The sequence below is a fragment of the Natronorubrum marinum genome (assembly GCF_052040125.1).
In the GTDB taxonomy this organism is placed as follows: domain Archaea; phylum Halobacteriota; class Halobacteria; order Halobacteriales; family Natrialbaceae; genus Natronorubrum.
The window spans coordinates 703,628-718,452 of sequence record NZ_JBPPFV010000002.1; the positions used below are offsets into that span (position 1 = coordinate 703,628).

General features: G+C 65.3%; 14 protein-coding genes and 1 pseudogene. 6 read left to right on the top strand and 9 right to left on the bottom strand.

Annotated elements, in window-relative coordinates; translation table 11 throughout:
* Window positions 1-172 precede the first annotated feature (172 nt).
* Window positions 173-1,606: a heme o synthase gene (locus ACSFC5_RS13150; protein ID WP_440765705.1), complete on the top strand. Its 1,434-nt coding sequence runs from the start codon at window positions 173-175 to the stop codon at window positions 1,604-1,606.
* A gap of 59 nt (window positions 1,607-1,665) precedes the next feature.
* Window positions 1,666-2,307: a DsbA family protein gene (locus ACSFC5_RS13155; protein WP_440765706.1), complete on the top strand. Its 642-nt coding sequence runs from the start codon at window positions 1,666-1,668 to the stop codon at window positions 2,305-2,307.
* 109 nt (window positions 2,308-2,416) lie between these two features.
* Here the strand turns inward: ACSFC5_RS13155 and ACSFC5_RS13160 are convergent, their stop codons facing one another.
* Complete coding sequence (locus ACSFC5_RS13160) at window positions 2,417-4,045, bottom strand: potassium channel family protein (RefSeq protein WP_440765707.1); 1,629 nt, start codon at window positions 4,043-4,045, stop codon at window positions 2,417-2,419.
* A 107-nt stretch (window positions 4,046-4,152) separates the two neighbouring features.
* Window positions 4,153-5,160, bottom strand: a complete 1,008-nt coding sequence (locus tag ACSFC5_RS13165; protein WP_440765708.1) for an aldo/keto reductase — start codon at window positions 5,158-5,160, stop codon at window positions 4,153-4,155.
* 122 nt (window positions 5,161-5,282) lie between these two features.
* Here ACSFC5_RS13165 and ACSFC5_RS13170 point away from each other — a divergent pair, with 122 nt between their 5' ends.
* Entirely contained in the window at window positions 5,283-5,615 is a 333-nt protein-coding gene (locus ACSFC5_RS13170; protein WP_440765709.1) for a HalOD1 output domain-containing protein, read from the top strand.
* A 148-nt stretch (window positions 5,616-5,763) separates the two neighbouring features.
* Window positions 5,764-6,174, top strand: coding sequence for a universal stress protein (locus ACSFC5_RS13175; protein WP_440765710.1), 411 nt, complete (start codon window positions 5,764-5,766; stop codon window positions 6,172-6,174).
* Window positions 6,175-6,312: 138 nt separating this feature from the next.
* On the opposite strand, the pseudogene ACSFC5_RS13180 reads toward ACSFC5_RS13175, so the two are convergent.
* The 3 genes and pseudogenes from ACSFC5_RS13180 to ACSFC5_RS13190 form a co-directional block, all read right to left on the bottom strand.
* A pseudogene (locus ACSFC5_RS13180) lies at window positions 6,313-7,263 on the bottom strand (formate/nitrite transporter family protein); the annotation flags it as partial.
* Window positions 7,264-7,284: 21 nt separating this feature from the next.
* Window positions 7,285-7,854, bottom strand: coding sequence for a GrpB family protein (locus ACSFC5_RS13185; RefSeq protein WP_440765711.1), 570 nt, complete (start codon window positions 7,852-7,854; stop codon window positions 7,285-7,287).
* Between the two features lie 91 nt (window positions 7,855-7,945).
* Entirely contained in the window at window positions 7,946-8,902 is a 957-nt protein-coding gene (locus ACSFC5_RS13190) for a TIGR03557 family F420-dependent LLM class oxidoreductase (protein ID WP_440765712.1), read from the bottom strand.
* 191 nt (window positions 8,903-9,093) lie between these two features.
* On the opposite strand from ACSFC5_RS13190, the gene ACSFC5_RS13195 reads away from it, so the two are divergent.
* Window positions 9,094-9,360: an HPr family phosphocarrier protein gene (locus ACSFC5_RS13195; RefSeq protein ID WP_440765713.1), complete on the top strand. Its 267-nt coding sequence runs from the start codon at window positions 9,094-9,096 to the stop codon at window positions 9,358-9,360.
* 1 nt (window position 9,361) lies between these two features.
* Window positions 9,362-11,050 (top strand): phosphoenolpyruvate--protein phosphotransferase, encoded by a 1,689-nt coding sequence (ptsP, locus tag ACSFC5_RS13200; protein WP_440765714.1) that lies wholly within the window; start codon window positions 9,362-9,364, stop codon window positions 11,048-11,050.
* Between the two features lie 15 nt (window positions 11,051-11,065).
* Here ptsP and dhaM read toward each other — a convergent pair whose 3' ends face one another.
* The 4 genes from dhaM to ACSFC5_RS13220 all read right to left on the bottom strand — a co-directional run bounded on the left by dhaM (window position 11,066) and on the right by ACSFC5_RS13220 (window position 14,448).
* A complete protein-coding gene (gene dhaM, locus ACSFC5_RS13205) occupies window positions 11,066-11,449 on the bottom strand; it encodes a dihydroxyacetone kinase phosphoryl donor subunit DhaM (protein ID WP_440765715.1) in 384 nt (127 codons plus the stop codon).
* Window positions 11,449-12,183, bottom strand: coding sequence for a dihydroxyacetone kinase subunit DhaL (gene dhaL / locus ACSFC5_RS13210; protein ID WP_440765716.1), 735 nt, complete (start codon window positions 12,181-12,183; stop codon window positions 11,449-11,451). The genes dhaM and dhaL overlap by 1 nt, the downstream gene beginning before the upstream one ends.
* A 2-nt stretch (window positions 12,184-12,185) precedes the next feature.
* Window positions 12,186-13,190 (bottom strand): dihydroxyacetone kinase subunit DhaK, encoded by a 1,005-nt coding sequence (gene dhaK / locus ACSFC5_RS13215; protein WP_440765717.1) that lies wholly within the window; start codon window positions 13,188-13,190, stop codon window positions 12,186-12,188.
* A 247-nt stretch (window positions 13,191-13,437) separates the two neighbouring features.
* The gene (locus ACSFC5_RS13220) at window positions 13,438-14,448 is read right to left on the bottom strand and encodes a GNAT family N-acetyltransferase (protein WP_440765718.1); all 1,011 of its coding nucleotides are present in this window, start codon (window positions 14,446-14,448) and stop codon (window positions 13,438-13,440) included.
* Window positions 14,449-14,825: the final 377 nt, after the last annotated feature.

Genomic DNA, 14,825 nt, shown 5'->3' on the forward strand with positions numbered 1-14,825 from the left:
TACGTGAGCATCCCCTATCGTTGCTCGGCTTCGCTTCAATGATCGTGAACGCCGGTCTCGAGAGAGACTGGACCGAACCGGTTCGCCCAGTGTAGCTCCCGAGGCCCGCGGAAGAGCGGGAAAAGCGGGACTCATAAATACGCAGAGTCGAACGATTTAGACGAGAACAGTCGTGGCAACTACATCGTCGTCGTTTCCCCGTCCGATCGGTAGCCGACAACGCTTCTCTGCGCTTCTCGCAGCGACCGCGCTCGGGGTTTACCTCCTGTTGATCATCGGCGCAACGACCTCGCTGACGAACGCAGCAGCAGCGTGTTCGACCTGGCCGACCTGCCACGCACCGGCCGATCCCCTGAGTCAGACCGAACTCGTGATCGCCTGGGGCCACCGCCTTGCGGCGGTCGTCGTCGGTCTCCTCGTCGCCGCCACCGCCGTCACGGCGGTCCTCGGCGACGTCTCGAGTCGCGTCCGCTGGACGATCCTCGCAGCAGCCGTCCTCTACGTGATTCAGGTCGGCGTCGGCGCCGCGACGGCGGTCTTCGGACCCGCGGCGATCGTTCCCGGGCTCCACCTCACGCTCGGGCTCGTGATCTTCACGGGCATCGTGCTCGCGCTCGCCTGGGACCTCGAACTCGCGACCGGCGAGGCGAACGACACGATCGACCAGCCCGAGCCGCTCGAGTCCGCAGCCGCCGACGGGGAGGCACCCGCGGCCCGCTCGCTTCCAACCGGACGGCTCGCTCGAGCGCGGCTCACCGCGTTCGCCTACTTCAAGATGATGAAGCCGCGGCTGATGTGGCTGCTCTGTCTCGTCGCCGCCGCGGGGATGGCGCTGGCCGCCGGACCCGATCTGACCCCCGACGTGATCGTCGCCACGCTCGGCGGCGGCGTCCTCGCGATCGGCGCGAGCGGAACGTTCAACCACGTCTTAGAGCGCGACATCGACCAGAAGATGTCCCGGACCGCCGACCGACCGCTGGCGACCGAACTGATTCCGGTCCGGAACGCGATGGCCTTCGGCGTGTTGCTGACGATCGCCTCGCTGGCGACCTTCCTGACGATCAACTCGCTGGCAGCCGCGCTCGGACTTGCCGCGATCGTCTTCTACAGCGTCGTCTACACGCTCGTGCTCAAACCCAACACGGTCCAGAACACGGTCATCGGCGGCCTCGCCGGCGCGCTCCCGGCGCTCATTGGCTGGGCGGCCGTGACGAACGAGATCGGCTGGCCGGCGCTCGCACTCGCCGGCGTGATCTTCCTCTGGACGCCAGCCCACTTCTACAACCTCGCGCTGGCGTACAAGGACGACTACGCTCGGGGCGGCTTCCCGATGATGCCCGTCGTCCGCGGCGAGACCGAGACGCGCAAGCACATCGTCTACTACATCGCCGCGACGCTCATCTCGACGATCGCGCTCGCCTGGATCACCGATCTCGGCGCGCTCTACGCGGGGACGGTCGCGATATTCGGCGGGATCTTCCTCTGGTTCGCCATCCGGCTTCACTTCGAGCAGACCGAGGCCGCGGCGTTCCGGTCGTTCCACGCCTCGAACGCCTTCCTCGGCGCCGTCCTCATCGCGGTGCTGATCGACGCGCTCGTGATCTGAGACGAACGTCCCATGGCGTTCCGACATTCCTAACCGCGCCCCGTTCCTACCGACAGCCAATGCACCGCCGATCGTTTCTCGCCGTCACCGTCGGCACCGCCCTGACTGCCGGACTGGCCGGCTGTACGTCGCTGCTCGGTGAACAGTATCCGGAGGAGTTGGAGGACGTCGAACCCGACCGAGAGCTTCCGGAACCGACGCTCGGCGACGGTGACGTGACCGTCGAGGTCTACACCGATTTCACCTGCCCGTCCTGTCACAGCTTTCAGGCGGACGTCTTCCCGACGCTCGAATCGGAGCTGATCGAACCCGACGAGATCACGTACCGTCACACCGACTTCCCGATCCCCGTCGAGGACGAGGCCGTCTCGATGGCGAACGCCGCTCGAGCGGTCCAGAGCGAAACCATGACCGACGACGAGCCGGCCGGAGAATTCTTCGCGTACAAGCGGGTGCTGTACGAGAACGACTATACGAGCGACGAGGACCTCGCGACGGCCGCGGCAGACGTCGGCGTCGACGCCGACGTCGTCACCGAGGCGCTCGAGGACGGTACGTACTACCCGACGATCGCCGCCGATAGGGAACGCGGCGAGGACGCCGGCGTCGAGGGAACGCCGACGGTAATCGTCGACGACGAAGAAATCGACGACGCGTTCGACATCGACGAGATCGTGCAGACGGTCGAGGACGCTACGTAGCTACCGCAGGGAGGCGGGAGCGGGAACAAGAGCACCCAGCCCAGTTCGGAGACGACCACGGAATGGGGGAACTCACGAAACGCCGCTGTCGGCTCCCAGCCGGTTCGACTCACCGGGAGGTGGCAATGAATCGATTGACGGTTTCGTCGCTGCCGGCGATGATGAGGCTGTCGTCTCGATGGATCGTGAACTCGGGGCCGAGGTTAGTTAGCAACTCGCCGTCCCGTTCGGCCGCGACGACCGTACATCCCAGCCGTGCGCGGATGTCGAGGTCCCCCAGCGTTTGGCCGGCGAACTCGGGTGCGGTCGTCCGGATGATCTCGAACTGCGTTTCCGGCGTCAGTACCTCCTCGTCCTCGAGCAAGATCGAAGAGAGCATCCGACCCGTCACCGTCGACAGCGCGAGGACGTACTCGGCACCGGCTCGGTAGAGTTTTCGGACGGTTTCGGTCTCATTGGCTCGCACGATCACCTCGGTTTCGGGAGCCACGTTCTCGAGGACGAGCGTCGCGTAGATCGCGGCCGTATCGTCGTCGAGTGCGAGGACGATCGACCGGGCGTTCTCGATATCCGCAGCCTCGAGCGTGTCTTCGTCCGTGACGTCTCCGACGACATCGATGCCGAGGTCTTCGCGCCTGTCGATAATCGTATGGGAGAGTCCCTCCGCCCCGAGCGTGTCGCCGACCGTCCGGCCGACTTCCCCGTAGCCGCCGACGACTACCCGAAAGGTGCGTTCTTCCGCAGGCGAGAGCGTTCGTGCGGTCAGTTCCGTAAGCGTCTCGTGAGAGCCGGCGACGAGCAGAATCGTGTGCTCGGTGATGATCGTCTCGGGATCCGGTGCGGGGACGAATTCGCCGTTGAACCACGCGCCGATCACGTTGATGCCCATGCGGTCGCGTATGCCTGAGTTGGCAATCGTCCGACCGGCGAGATCACTGCCACGCTCGACGAGGAATTCGGTGATCTCGAACTGTTCGTCGAGTTCGATCGTCTCCTGCAGTTCGGTGGTGATCGACATCGCGGCCTTCGCTGCGAGGCTGTGACCGAGAACCTGTCGCGGTCGAACGACGATATCCGCACCGGCGTAGCGATGGTAGGTCTCGGCGGCTTCGTCCTCAGCCACGCTTACGATCTGGATCTCGTCGGTGAGTTCCCTCGCGGTGAGGATCACTTCAGGATTGGCTTCGTCGGAGATGTCGACCACGAGCGCGCGGGCCTCGTCGATGTTCGCCGCCAAAAGCGTCTGTTCTTGCTCCGGATCGCCCATCATCGCCTCGATGCCGTCGGCCGTGAGGTCCGTGACGGTTTCCGGATCGTCGTCGACGAAGACGGACGGAACGTCCGCGGCCTCGAGTTCGTCCCTGAGAACGTCTTCGCGTTCCCTGTGCGAACAGATGATGACGTGATCGGTGAGGTCGGTCGACTCCGCCGGCTGCGTCGCAAGCGCCCGCTGAAAGAGCGGCACGACGAACAGTGGCAGCGCGAGAAAGACGAGCAACACGCCGCTGAGATTCATTCCGATAACGATGAGGTTCATCGGGGCGCTGTTCCAGGCGTCCGTATCGCCGCCGAACCCGGCGGTCGTCAGCGACTCGATAACGACCTGAATCGACTCGTAGATCGTTCGCTCCTCGCCCTCAAACATCAGCATCCCCCACTGATAGATGAAGCCGTAGGCGATCACGATCCCAAAAACAGCGACGAGCGACAGCACGATTCGTCGCCACCACGTGTTCATCGGGCTAACTATTACTGTTGGCAGGTATGAAACCTACTGCTTTTCTGGTTCTCTATCCGGGTATTGCGACAGCAATACGCGTTCGATGGCCCGTTCGACCCATCACCTTACTCGTCGTCGGTTCGGGCCGCGTCGATGCGCTCGAACTGCTCGTCGCTCAGTTCGATCTCGACCGCGCCGACGTTCTCTGCGAGTTGGTTGGGCGTGCGCGCACCGACGATCGGCGTGCAGGTGAACCGATCCTGGTCCATCAGCCACCGCAGGGAAACCTGCGCCGGCGTGGCGTCGACCTCGTTCGCGACGGACTCGACGGCCTCGAGGACGTCCCAGGCGCGATCCGTGGCGTAACGATCCTCGAACAGGTCGTCTAAGCTGGCCCGGGAGCCGTCCGGCGCTTCGACGGAGCCGTTCTCGGCCTGCTCGTACTTCCCCGTCAGGAAACCGCCGCCGAGCGGCGAGTAGGGACAGACTGCGATGTTCTGATCGGCGCAGACGTCGAGGTAGTCGCCGACGACGTCGTAGTGGGCCGCGTTGACCATCGGCTGGGTGACGTCGAAGCGCTCGAGGCCCTCGACGTCGCTTTGCCACAGCGCCTTCGTCAGTTGCCAGGCGGCCATCGTACTCGCGCCGAGATGGTTGACTTTCCCCTCTCGGACGAGGTCCGAAAGGACCGACATCGTCTCCTCGATCGGCGTCTCCTCGTCCCAGCGGTGGATGTAGTACAGGTCGAGGTAGTCGGTGCTCAGCCTGTCGAGGGTGCCCTCGATCTGAGCGCGAATGTGCTTGCGCCCGAGTCCGGAGTCGTTCGGGCCGGGCTCTCCCCAGCCGTCGAACGGGAAGTAGACCTTCGAGGCGATGACGAGGTCCTCGCGGTCGATGTCGTCGCGCGCTTCGAGCCAGTCGCCGATCCACTCCTCGCTGGTCCCGTCCGGATCGCCGTAGACGTTTGCGGTGTCGATGAAGTTGATACCGTGGTCCCAGGCCGCATCGAGCAGCTCGTGGGCCTCCTCGCGGTCGGTCTCGACGACCCCGCCGGTCTCGCGTCCGAATCGCCAGGTGCCGTAACAGAGTCTCGAGACGGTCGTGCCCGTGGTACCGAGCGTGGTGTACTCCATGGAGAGGAATGATGTCCGCGAGCGGGAAAGCTGTGGGGAAGCGGCGAATCGTACGCCCCTGCTCAAGGTGCGTGCAGATCCATGGCGAGGCGTCTTGTCCGTGCCGCCTGCTGTGTCCGACGATGGAACCGAACGAGTCGGCCGTCCGCGAACTCGGATCGGCGGAGTCACCGGGACCGATCGTACGCGAGTACGATGCCGAGACGCCGGTCAGTATGGCCGTCGTCCACGCGATCTGTGCCGTTACGAACGTCGACCCGCTCGAGGCCCCGACCGAACTCGGGTTCGTCCTCTACGATCACGTCGATCCGGAGGCGCACGATACGCTCCTCGGCGACGGAACCGGTGACGGCGAGACGGTCGTCTCGTTCGACGTCGCGGGCGAACAGACGTACACGGTCGATATTTCCGACGACGGCCGTATCGAGGTCCGCCGATCCAGCGCGTCACGGTAGCGTGCCGCCGCGTTCTCGTCGCCCGTTCCGGAGGTTCGCGAGCTACTGTCACCGGTCGGTCGACCAATTGGACGGCGACCGACGAGATCACCGACCACGGACCGCATTCAGCGCCGAACGTTTTAGGGGTCCGCGTACAAGCGAACGTATGGATCGCATTCTCGTCGCCATCGACGACTCCCGAGAGGCCCGTGACGCACTGAAATACGCACTCGAGCAGTTCACCGAGGCGACGATTTACGCCGTCCACGTGCCGGAGGTGTCGAACGTCACCTTGGACACCAGTTACGACGCGTCGATGACCAACGAGGCGGAGGAGCGTGCACAAGACGTCCTCGAAACCGCGACGACGATCGCGGAAGAGTACGGACGAACGATCGAGACCGAACTGGCGTACGGCCATCCGGCCAAAGCGATCGTTTCGTACGCGACCGAAACCGAGATCGATCAGATCGTCGTCGGTAGCCGTGGGAAAGGCGGCGTCAAACGGGTACTGCTCGGCAGCATTGCGGAGACGATCATCCGGCGAGCGGACTGTCCGGTCACCGTCGTTCGGTGATCAGTCGTCCTCGGGAGAGTCGGGGTCGTTGCCCGGTCGCTCGGTTTCGGGGACACCGCCGTCGGGTCTCTCTGGTCCGTCCGTCGTCTCGGCATCCGACTGTTCGTCGGACGCCATCCACTTGGCGTCAGGTCTCGCCGGAACGTAGGCCCGGCCGACGGGACCGCCGATGAACCACTCCCGGATCGTCAACTGTCGTTCGGCACCGTCCTCTCGTGCGCTCTTGAGACGTCGCTCTGTCGTCTGGAAGTAGTTGACGACGGTGACGAGGAGCACGCCCCCGATCGTATTTCCGAGCAACACCGGGAGAATGAATCCGGTGAGACCCGGAATCACGTCGATGTGACCTAAAAACACGAGGTACATCACTTCGGTAAAGGAGACGACAACGTGGTAGAGGTTCGCGTAGGGGATCATCAGGAACGCGATGTAGATGAGGAAAAAGCGGGTGATGGTGTCGCGGACGGCGTAATCGAGCCAGACGACGCCGGCGACGATCAGCCCGGCGAAGCCGGCTTTGAAGAACAGATCCCAGAACGGCGCGTTCATCCCCTTCATCGCGATATCGGTGGCCGCTACGGCCGCCGGATCGGAGAATACACCGGTGTACGCTAAGACGAGTGCGCCGAATCCGCCGCCGACGAAGTTCCCGATTAACACGACCACCCAGATCCGGAAGAGGGCCGGAAGGCTCGCCAGGCGCTCGAGAACGAGCGCGACCGGGGGAAGCGTGTTCTCCGTGTACAGCTGATAGCCGCCGAGAATGATGTAGATGAAGCCGATCGGGTAGAGAATCCCGCTCAGGATCGGGTCACCACCGGTCGACGCGGTCATCGACGCGTAGATCAGGAACGTAAGCGTGATCGCGAACCCGCCGGCGAGACTGCTGAAGAACAGTTCGCGGATGCCGATATCGATCTCCTCGTCGGCGGCCGCGATGATCCGCTGGAAAACTTCGTTGCTCTCGAATCGGTCGCGAACCACCGCACCCACTGCCGGGGCACCGTGCCTCGACTCTTCGACGCTTTCCCGGAGATTTCTATCGGAATCGGACACTACGTCGCGTTCGGTGGGGGGAGGAGAAAACACCTCTCATTTGCCTGAGTGGCGTTACGACTCGATCGTCGGAACTGCGAACTCGAACGACAGTTCATCGTCCGTCCGGGCGAACTGAAGTAGCCGCTCGACGAAGGCGGTTTTCCCCTCGGAGTAGGCGATGAGATCGTCGTGTTCGGTCGACAGTTCGCGCTTCAGCGTCTCGTACTCCGTGCGGAGTGTGGGGGCCGTTTCGAGGACGTCCCGCGTGACGACGCTGACTTTCCAGCCGTCGCTCGACGCCGCGAAAACGTGATCGTTGAATCGCCGGCCGTTCTCGCGGCGAAAGACGGGATGCCACTCGTCGCTGTTCTCGTGTCTGTCGCCGCCGAGTTCTGACTCGAGCGTTCGGGAGACGTCGCCCACAGCGTCGTCCGCGACGACGATATCGAGATCGACGATATCCTTCGCAGCGAGACCGGGGACGGCGGTCGAGCCGACGTGTTCGATTCGTTCGACAGCGGACTCGAGCGCTGCGTCGCAGAGCGCGTCGGTCACGCGCTCGCGTTCGGCCTTGAAGCGCCCGCGCCACGCGTCGTGTCTGGACGGAACGAGTTCGATCGGGTCCTCGTTCGGACTGACCATTGTTTCGCAGACACGTATCCGACACTTGAAAGTTTGGCTCGAGCGGCGACCGAGCCGACGCCGAAAACGCAGAGAGCGACGGAAATCGACCCTACTGAACCGACGGCAGAATCTCGTCCTCGTAGAACTCGATCGCCAGCTCCTGGTCGGGCCCGATCTGGTGGAAGTAGACGTGGTCGTAACCGGCGTCGACGGCCTGTTCGATACTGTCGATGTGATCCTGGGGGTCCGGACTGGTGGTCGTGCCGGAGTCGGCGATGTCTTCCTTTTCGACCAGCTGTGCGGCCTGCTCGAAGTGGGCCGGCGTAGGCAGTACCTGTGAGAGTTCGCCCGGCATAGAGCCGTTGGGCCAGTACTCGTAGACGGTGTCGACGGCCTCGTCTTCGGTCTCGGCGTAACAGCCGTGGAGTTGCGTGTATTTGGGGCCGTCGCCGCCGGCGTCCTCGTACGCTTCGACCGGCGCTTCCTTCGGGCCGGAACACCAGAGGCCGTCGGTGTTCTCGGCGACCCACTCGGCCGTCTGCGGGCCGAACGCGCTCCCGATCGCCGACGGCTGCTCGTCAGGACAGGTGTACAGTCGCGCGTTCTCGACCGTGAAGTGCTCGCCGTGATGGCTGACGGTTTCGCCCGTCCAGAGCTTGTGCATGACGTCCATCGCCTCGTCCAGCATCTCGAGGCGGACGTCGTGTTCCGGCCAGCGCTCGCCGGTGACGTGTTCGTTCAGGTTCTCGCCGGTGCCGACGCCGAACGTGAATCGGTCGCCGAACATTTCGTCGACGGTCGCCACGGCGTGGGCGACGTTGACCGGGTGGATCCGGACCGTCGGGCAGGTGACGCCGACGCCGACCTCGATGTCCTCGGTCGCTTCGGCGATACCACCCAGCGTGGACCAGACGAACGGCGACTCGCCCTGCGCCGAGACCCACGGGTGGAAGTGATCCGAAATCGAGAGGAAGTCGAAACCGGCGTTCTCGGCACGCCGGGCGATATCGACCAGTTCGCTCGGGCCGTGCTCCTCGCTCGAGAGGGTGTAACCGATCTGAGTCATTCCCGCGTCGCTACCACGAATCGGCGCGTAATGGTTCGGCTTGCGACGGCTGTGCGGTCCGATCTCGCCCGAGTCGGAGCGCCGGCGACGGATGGCCGCGCCCGACGACCAGTTTACGTCGACCGGGGTCGTACGAGGGGTATGGAACCGAACCGCCAGCCGACGGATCCCGAACGACCTCGAGGGCGTGCATGATCGAGCGATCGCTGACCGTCGTCCCGGAGAACGGACTGCACGCGCGCCCGGCAGCGCGGTTCGTCTCGACGGCGAGCCAGTACGACAGCGCGATCGAGGTGTCGGCGGCGGACGGCGATCCCGTCGACGCGAGCAGCATGCTCGCCGTCACCGGGCTGAACGTCCGCGGCGGCGAGCAGGTCCGCCTCACCGTCGACGGCCCGGACGAGGACGCCGCGTTCGAGGCGCTCGAGGAGATACTGACGACCCCGGAGGACGAGTGAGGTGAGCGGAACGAACGGCGAGCGACTGCTCGGGGGAACCGGCGTGACGCCGGCCGTCGGCGTTGGCCCCGTCCACTGGCTCGCGACGGACCTCGAGTTGCCGGAGCCGCCCGATGCCGACGCCGTCGATCGGTCGAGCGAGCGCGAACGGATCGCCGCCGCTCGCGAACGGGCGCTCGAGGCGCTCGATCGGGAACGGGCGGCGGCCGCCGAGCGCGTCGGCGAGAGCGAGGCGCAGATCTTCGACGCGCACGCGGCGTTCCTGACCGATCCCCAACTCGAGGACGGCATCGACGAGGCGGTCGACGACGGGCTACCGGCCGAACACGCCGTCCAGGCGGCGTTCGAGGACCCGATCGCGCAGTTCGAGGCGATGGAGGGGCCGATGGCCGAACGTGCCGACGACCTTCGCGACGTTCGCGACCGGCTCGTTCGCGAACTTCTCGGACGGGAGACAGCGGCGATCCCGCCCGGAAGCGTCCTCCTCGCCGAGCGACTGACGCCGAGCGACACGACCGGACTTGATCCCGACTCGGTCGCCGGCGTCGCGACGGTCACCGGCGGGCGGACCGCCCACGCGGCGATCCTCGCGCGAGCGCTCGGACTCCCCGCCGTCGTCGGCGTCGGCGAGGCGTTGCGCGCGCTCGAGGCGGGAACGCCGGTGGTCGTCGACGGCGAGCGGGGCCGCGTGATCGCCGATCCCGACCCCGAAACGCGGGATCGAGCGGGACGCGACCGAACCGTCGAACCGATCGCGGAGCCCGTCGCAACCGCCGACGGTCGGTTGATCGAGGTCGCGGCGAACGTCGGCGGCGACGATTTCGCGGCCGCGGCGACCCAGGGTGCCGACGGGATCGGGCTCTTCCGGACGGAGTTTCTCTTCCTCGATCGCGAGGAGCCGCCGACCGAGGACGAACAGTACGAGGCGTACTCGGACGCGCTCGAGACGTTTCCCGACGGCCGAGTGATCGTTCGCACCCTCGACGTCGGCGGGGACAAGCCGCTGCCCTACCGCGAGGGCGCGTCCGAACGAAATCCGTTTCTTGGCGCGCGGGGGATTCGGGTCGCCCTCGAGGAGCTGTCGGACCTTTTCGAGACGCAGCTGCGGGCGATCTGCCGGGCGGCCGCGACCGAGAACGGGGGCGAGCTCGCGGTGATGTTCCCGATGATCGCGACGGTCGAAGAACTCGAGGCAACGCAGGCTCGGCTCGAGGCCGCCGCGTCGGCGTTAGCCGAGGAGGGCATCGAGTACGGACGCCCCACTGTCGGCGTGATGATCGAGACGCCGTCGGCGGTCTTTATGACGGACGAACTCGCCGCGCGCGTCGACTTCCTGAGCATCGGGACGAACGACCTCACGCAGTACGTGATGGCCGCCGATCGGGAGAACGAGCGCGTCGCCGACCTGCAAGATCCGTTGCACCCCGCGGTACTCCGAGCGATCGATCGGACGACGGACCACGGCGGCGACGCGTGGGTCGGCGTCTGCGGCGAACTCGCCGGCGATCCGGCGGTGACCGAGCTCCTGATCGGCCTCGGCGTCGAAGAACTGAGCACGAGTCCGATCGCGATCCCGGCGATTAAACGCCGAGTTCGGGAGGTCGAGTCGGCGGCGGCGCGGGCGCTCGCCGACCGAGCGCTCGAGGCGGAGACGCGCGAGGACGTTCGAACACTGCTGGACGGCGAGTAGTTCAGGCCTCAGACCTCAGACCTTCGAGACCTCGCGGGCCTCCTCGGCGGCCTCGCGGACGGTCTCGACGGTGGCCGATGGCGACGTCGCGGCGACCGCCGCGTTGAGCGCCCCCTCGAGGACCGGCGCGTCGGCGATGACGACGTCGTCGACGCCGGCCATCTCGATCGCGAGTTCGGCGTTCATCACGGCGCTCCCCAGATCGACGAGAACGACCACGCCGTCGCCGTCGGACGCGGCCTCGATCGCTTTGCTGATAGGATCTGGACTGGTGCCGATCCCGCCGTCGGGATCGCCGCCGGCGTACTCGAGGGCACCCTCGCCGCTCATTTCGCGGGCGATTTCGCAGATCCCTTCGGCTGCCTTGGCGCTGTGGGAGACGACGACGATGCCGACCATCAGTCGTCACCCTCGCCCGGACTCTCGGCCTCGAGTTCCGCGGGGTCGACGTCCGCTTCGGCGTCGGTCTTATTTTCCATCTCGCCGTCGAGCTCTTCGGCCGCCACCGCGAGCAGTTCCTCTAAAATCATGAGCGTGCTCGTCGCGCCGGGATCCTGGTGGCCGACCGATCGCCAGCCCAGATAGGAGGCTCGTCCCTTCTTCGCGCGGATTGGGGTCGTGAACTCGACGCCGCGGCGGGCGGCGTCGACCGCCTTGGCCAGCGCCTCGAGCGGGTCGAGGTCGTCGACTTCGATCGACTTCTTGTAGGTGTGGACGGCGGGGGTGAGCGCGTCGACCATCGTCTTGTCGCCCACCGACGCCTTTCCGCGGCTCTCGACGGTCTCGAGGTAAGCCTCGGCGAAGGCGACGCTGGAGTCGGCCGCGATTCCGCCCTCGAGTTCCTGGCTCGCGCTCATGATCGAGCCGCCGTAGAGCGGACCTGACGCGCCGCCGATCGTCGAGACGAGGGCAACGCCGATCGTCTTGACGAGGTCAGCCGGGTCGTCGGCGTCGCTCTCAGACACCTTCTCGAGGGCCGCCTGAAAGCCGCGGTTCATGTTCGCGCCGTGGTCGGCGTCGCCGATCGCCGAGTCCAATTCGGTGAGCGTCTCTTTCTCTTCGGCAAGCCGATCGGCGACGGCCTCGAGTGCGGTGACGACGAGGTCGCACTGTCGCTCGAACTCCTCCGACATGCTCACTCCCCGCCGGTGACCGTCAGTCCGGGCGTTTCGACCGGGGAGGCGAGCAGCTCTTTGAGTTCGTCGTCGAGTTCGAGCAGCGTGATCGAACAGCCCTCCATATCCAGCGACGTCATGTAGTCGCCGACCCGGGCGTTCCAGGTCTCGACGCCCGCCTCGCCGAGCAGCTCCTGTAGCCGACGGTTGACGACGTAGAGCTCCATCAGCGGCGTCCCGCCCATCCCGTTGACGATCGTGGCGACCTCCGCGCCCGCTTCGAGGTCGAGGTCCTCGAGGACGGCCTCGGTGAGATGATCGGTTATTTCGTCGGCGCTCATCACGTCCGTTCGCTCGGTCCCGGGTTCGCCGTGGATGCCGATGCCGAGTTCGATCTCGTCTTCTCCCAGGTCGAACGTTGGCTCGCCTTTTTCGGGCGTAACACACGAGGTCAGGGCCATCCCCATCGTCCCGACGCGATCGTTGGTCTTCTCGGCGAGGCGTTTGACCTCCTCGAGGTCGTCCCCGCGGTGGGCGGCCGCTCCGGCGACTTTGTGGACGAAGATCGTCCCGCAGACGCCGCGTCGACCGGACGTGTACAGCGAGTCCTCCACGGCGACGTCGTCGTCGACGACGACGGTTTCGACTTCGACGTCCGACTCCATCCCCGCCATCTCGACGGCGGTTTCGAAGTTCATCACGTCGCCCTCGTAGTTTTTGACGACGCAGAAGACGCCCTCGCCGCCGTCGCAGGCCAGAATCATCTCGCTCAACTGGTCGGCCGTCGGCGAGGTGAACACCGCGCCGGCCGCCGCGCCATCGAGCATCCCGTCACCGATGTAGCCGGCGTGGGTCGGCTCGTGGCCGCTTCCACCGCCGGAGACGATGCCGACTTTCCCCTCGACCGGCGCATCGTCGCGGACGACGACCTCCGTCCCCTCGAGTCGCCGCAGGTCGTGAGCGGCAACCATTCCCTCGAGCATTTCGTCGACGACGCGGTCGGACTCGTTGATGAGTTTCTTCATAAAAGACCTTTACGTACATAACGATGCAATCGCTGATAAGCGTTCTCGTGGGTCCGATTCGAGACGGAACGGAACCCACCTCGAGCGTCGGCAGACCGTCTCGAACCTCGAACGATATCGAGCGGTGCGACTGACGGCGCGGCAAATCGAACTCCCCACTCGCGGCCGGCAGATACCGGATCGTATGGACGCTGGCTTCCTCGGCCAGGCGGGTATCGCTCGAGGCGGGTCCGGGACTCCACGCGAGTTAGTCTTTCACCTCGAGGAACGAGATACACCAGTTCTTCGCGTCGGCGAGCTCCTGCCTCGAGAGCGGAACCGACTCGTCCTCGTTCCAGAGCGGTCGAACCGCCATGTGAGTGGGTTTACAGTATCGCGAGAGGATCGGCGTCTCGTAACTGACGAACCCGAAGCGGGAGAGAAGCGACGGTGAGAGGCAGTGGTCGGTCACCGACAGCACGCCGGCGTCCTTGTTGTCCACGATGACCGCCCTGAGCAGGTCGGCGAACGCGTCGTGATTCGACGCTAGCGGCACCGAATCGAACACCATCACGTCCCCCTCGCCGTTGGATCGCGTGACGAGAGCAGCGGCGGGGCGGTCGTCACGGGCAGCCACGTACACGGTGTGGTCGGCGGACGGTGCGTCGAGCAGCCATCGGTAGTACTGTGCCTCTCGATGGGCGTGTAACGCGCGGGGGACGTTCGACTCGTAGATCGACTCGAGGACGTCTACGGGGGGCGACGCGTATCGTTCGATGTCGTATCCTGCACCGGAGGCGGTAAGCCGATCGAACAGGCCCAGACCCGTTCGTGCGACTGCGTCCGCCACCCGCCCGGCCGAATCGAACGGCTGACCGCTCGGCAGAACGCCGCTGGGGCGGTTCAGACGGTAGTACATGGATACTACGCTCACCTCCGACCAGCCGAGGTCCTGCTGTGCGCCGAGCGACGCGGCGTTCGGGAAGTTGAAGAAAAACGCCGACTCGTGCTCGCTGTAGTAACTGATCCCTCGTTCGGTAATCCGCGAGTACAGCCCCTTCCGACGGTGGTCCGGGTGAACGACCGCGTCAACGGGTTTGAGCGCCAGGACGACGTGCTCTCCCCGGCGGACCCGACAGGGCACGTATCCCTGCACGGCGACGATTTCGCCGTCCCGTTCGGCGAGCGTAATCGGGACGTGCGAGAGGTACGGGTCATCGACGTACTTCCAGTCGAACCAGTCAGCGCTCGGTCGATACCCCCACTCGGTCTCGAACAACGAGAGAATCCTATCACGGTCCCTCGATTCGTACGTTCTAACCAGGTACTCGTCCGAGTCACCCGTTTGATTCTCTAGCGCCATTTGACCGATATTCGGCGGGTTCGCCCTTCGTTAAGTGGGCACATCGATATTCCGTGTGAATGAAACGGGTGAACCCGAACCGGTCCCGTGCCCTGTAGGCGAGAGAAACGGGTGAAACCGGGTCCAACCCCGTCTCGTGTACGGGAAGAATACGAGCGGTAGAGCTGTCCTATTTCGAGGACGAATGGGACCTGGTCCGATCCGACGGGGGTCGCCGGCGAATCCGGGGTCCCGGAGTCGAAGACGGCCGTGGCGACGAATCGAACCCCTTACCCCCGGTCGACCGAAACCGC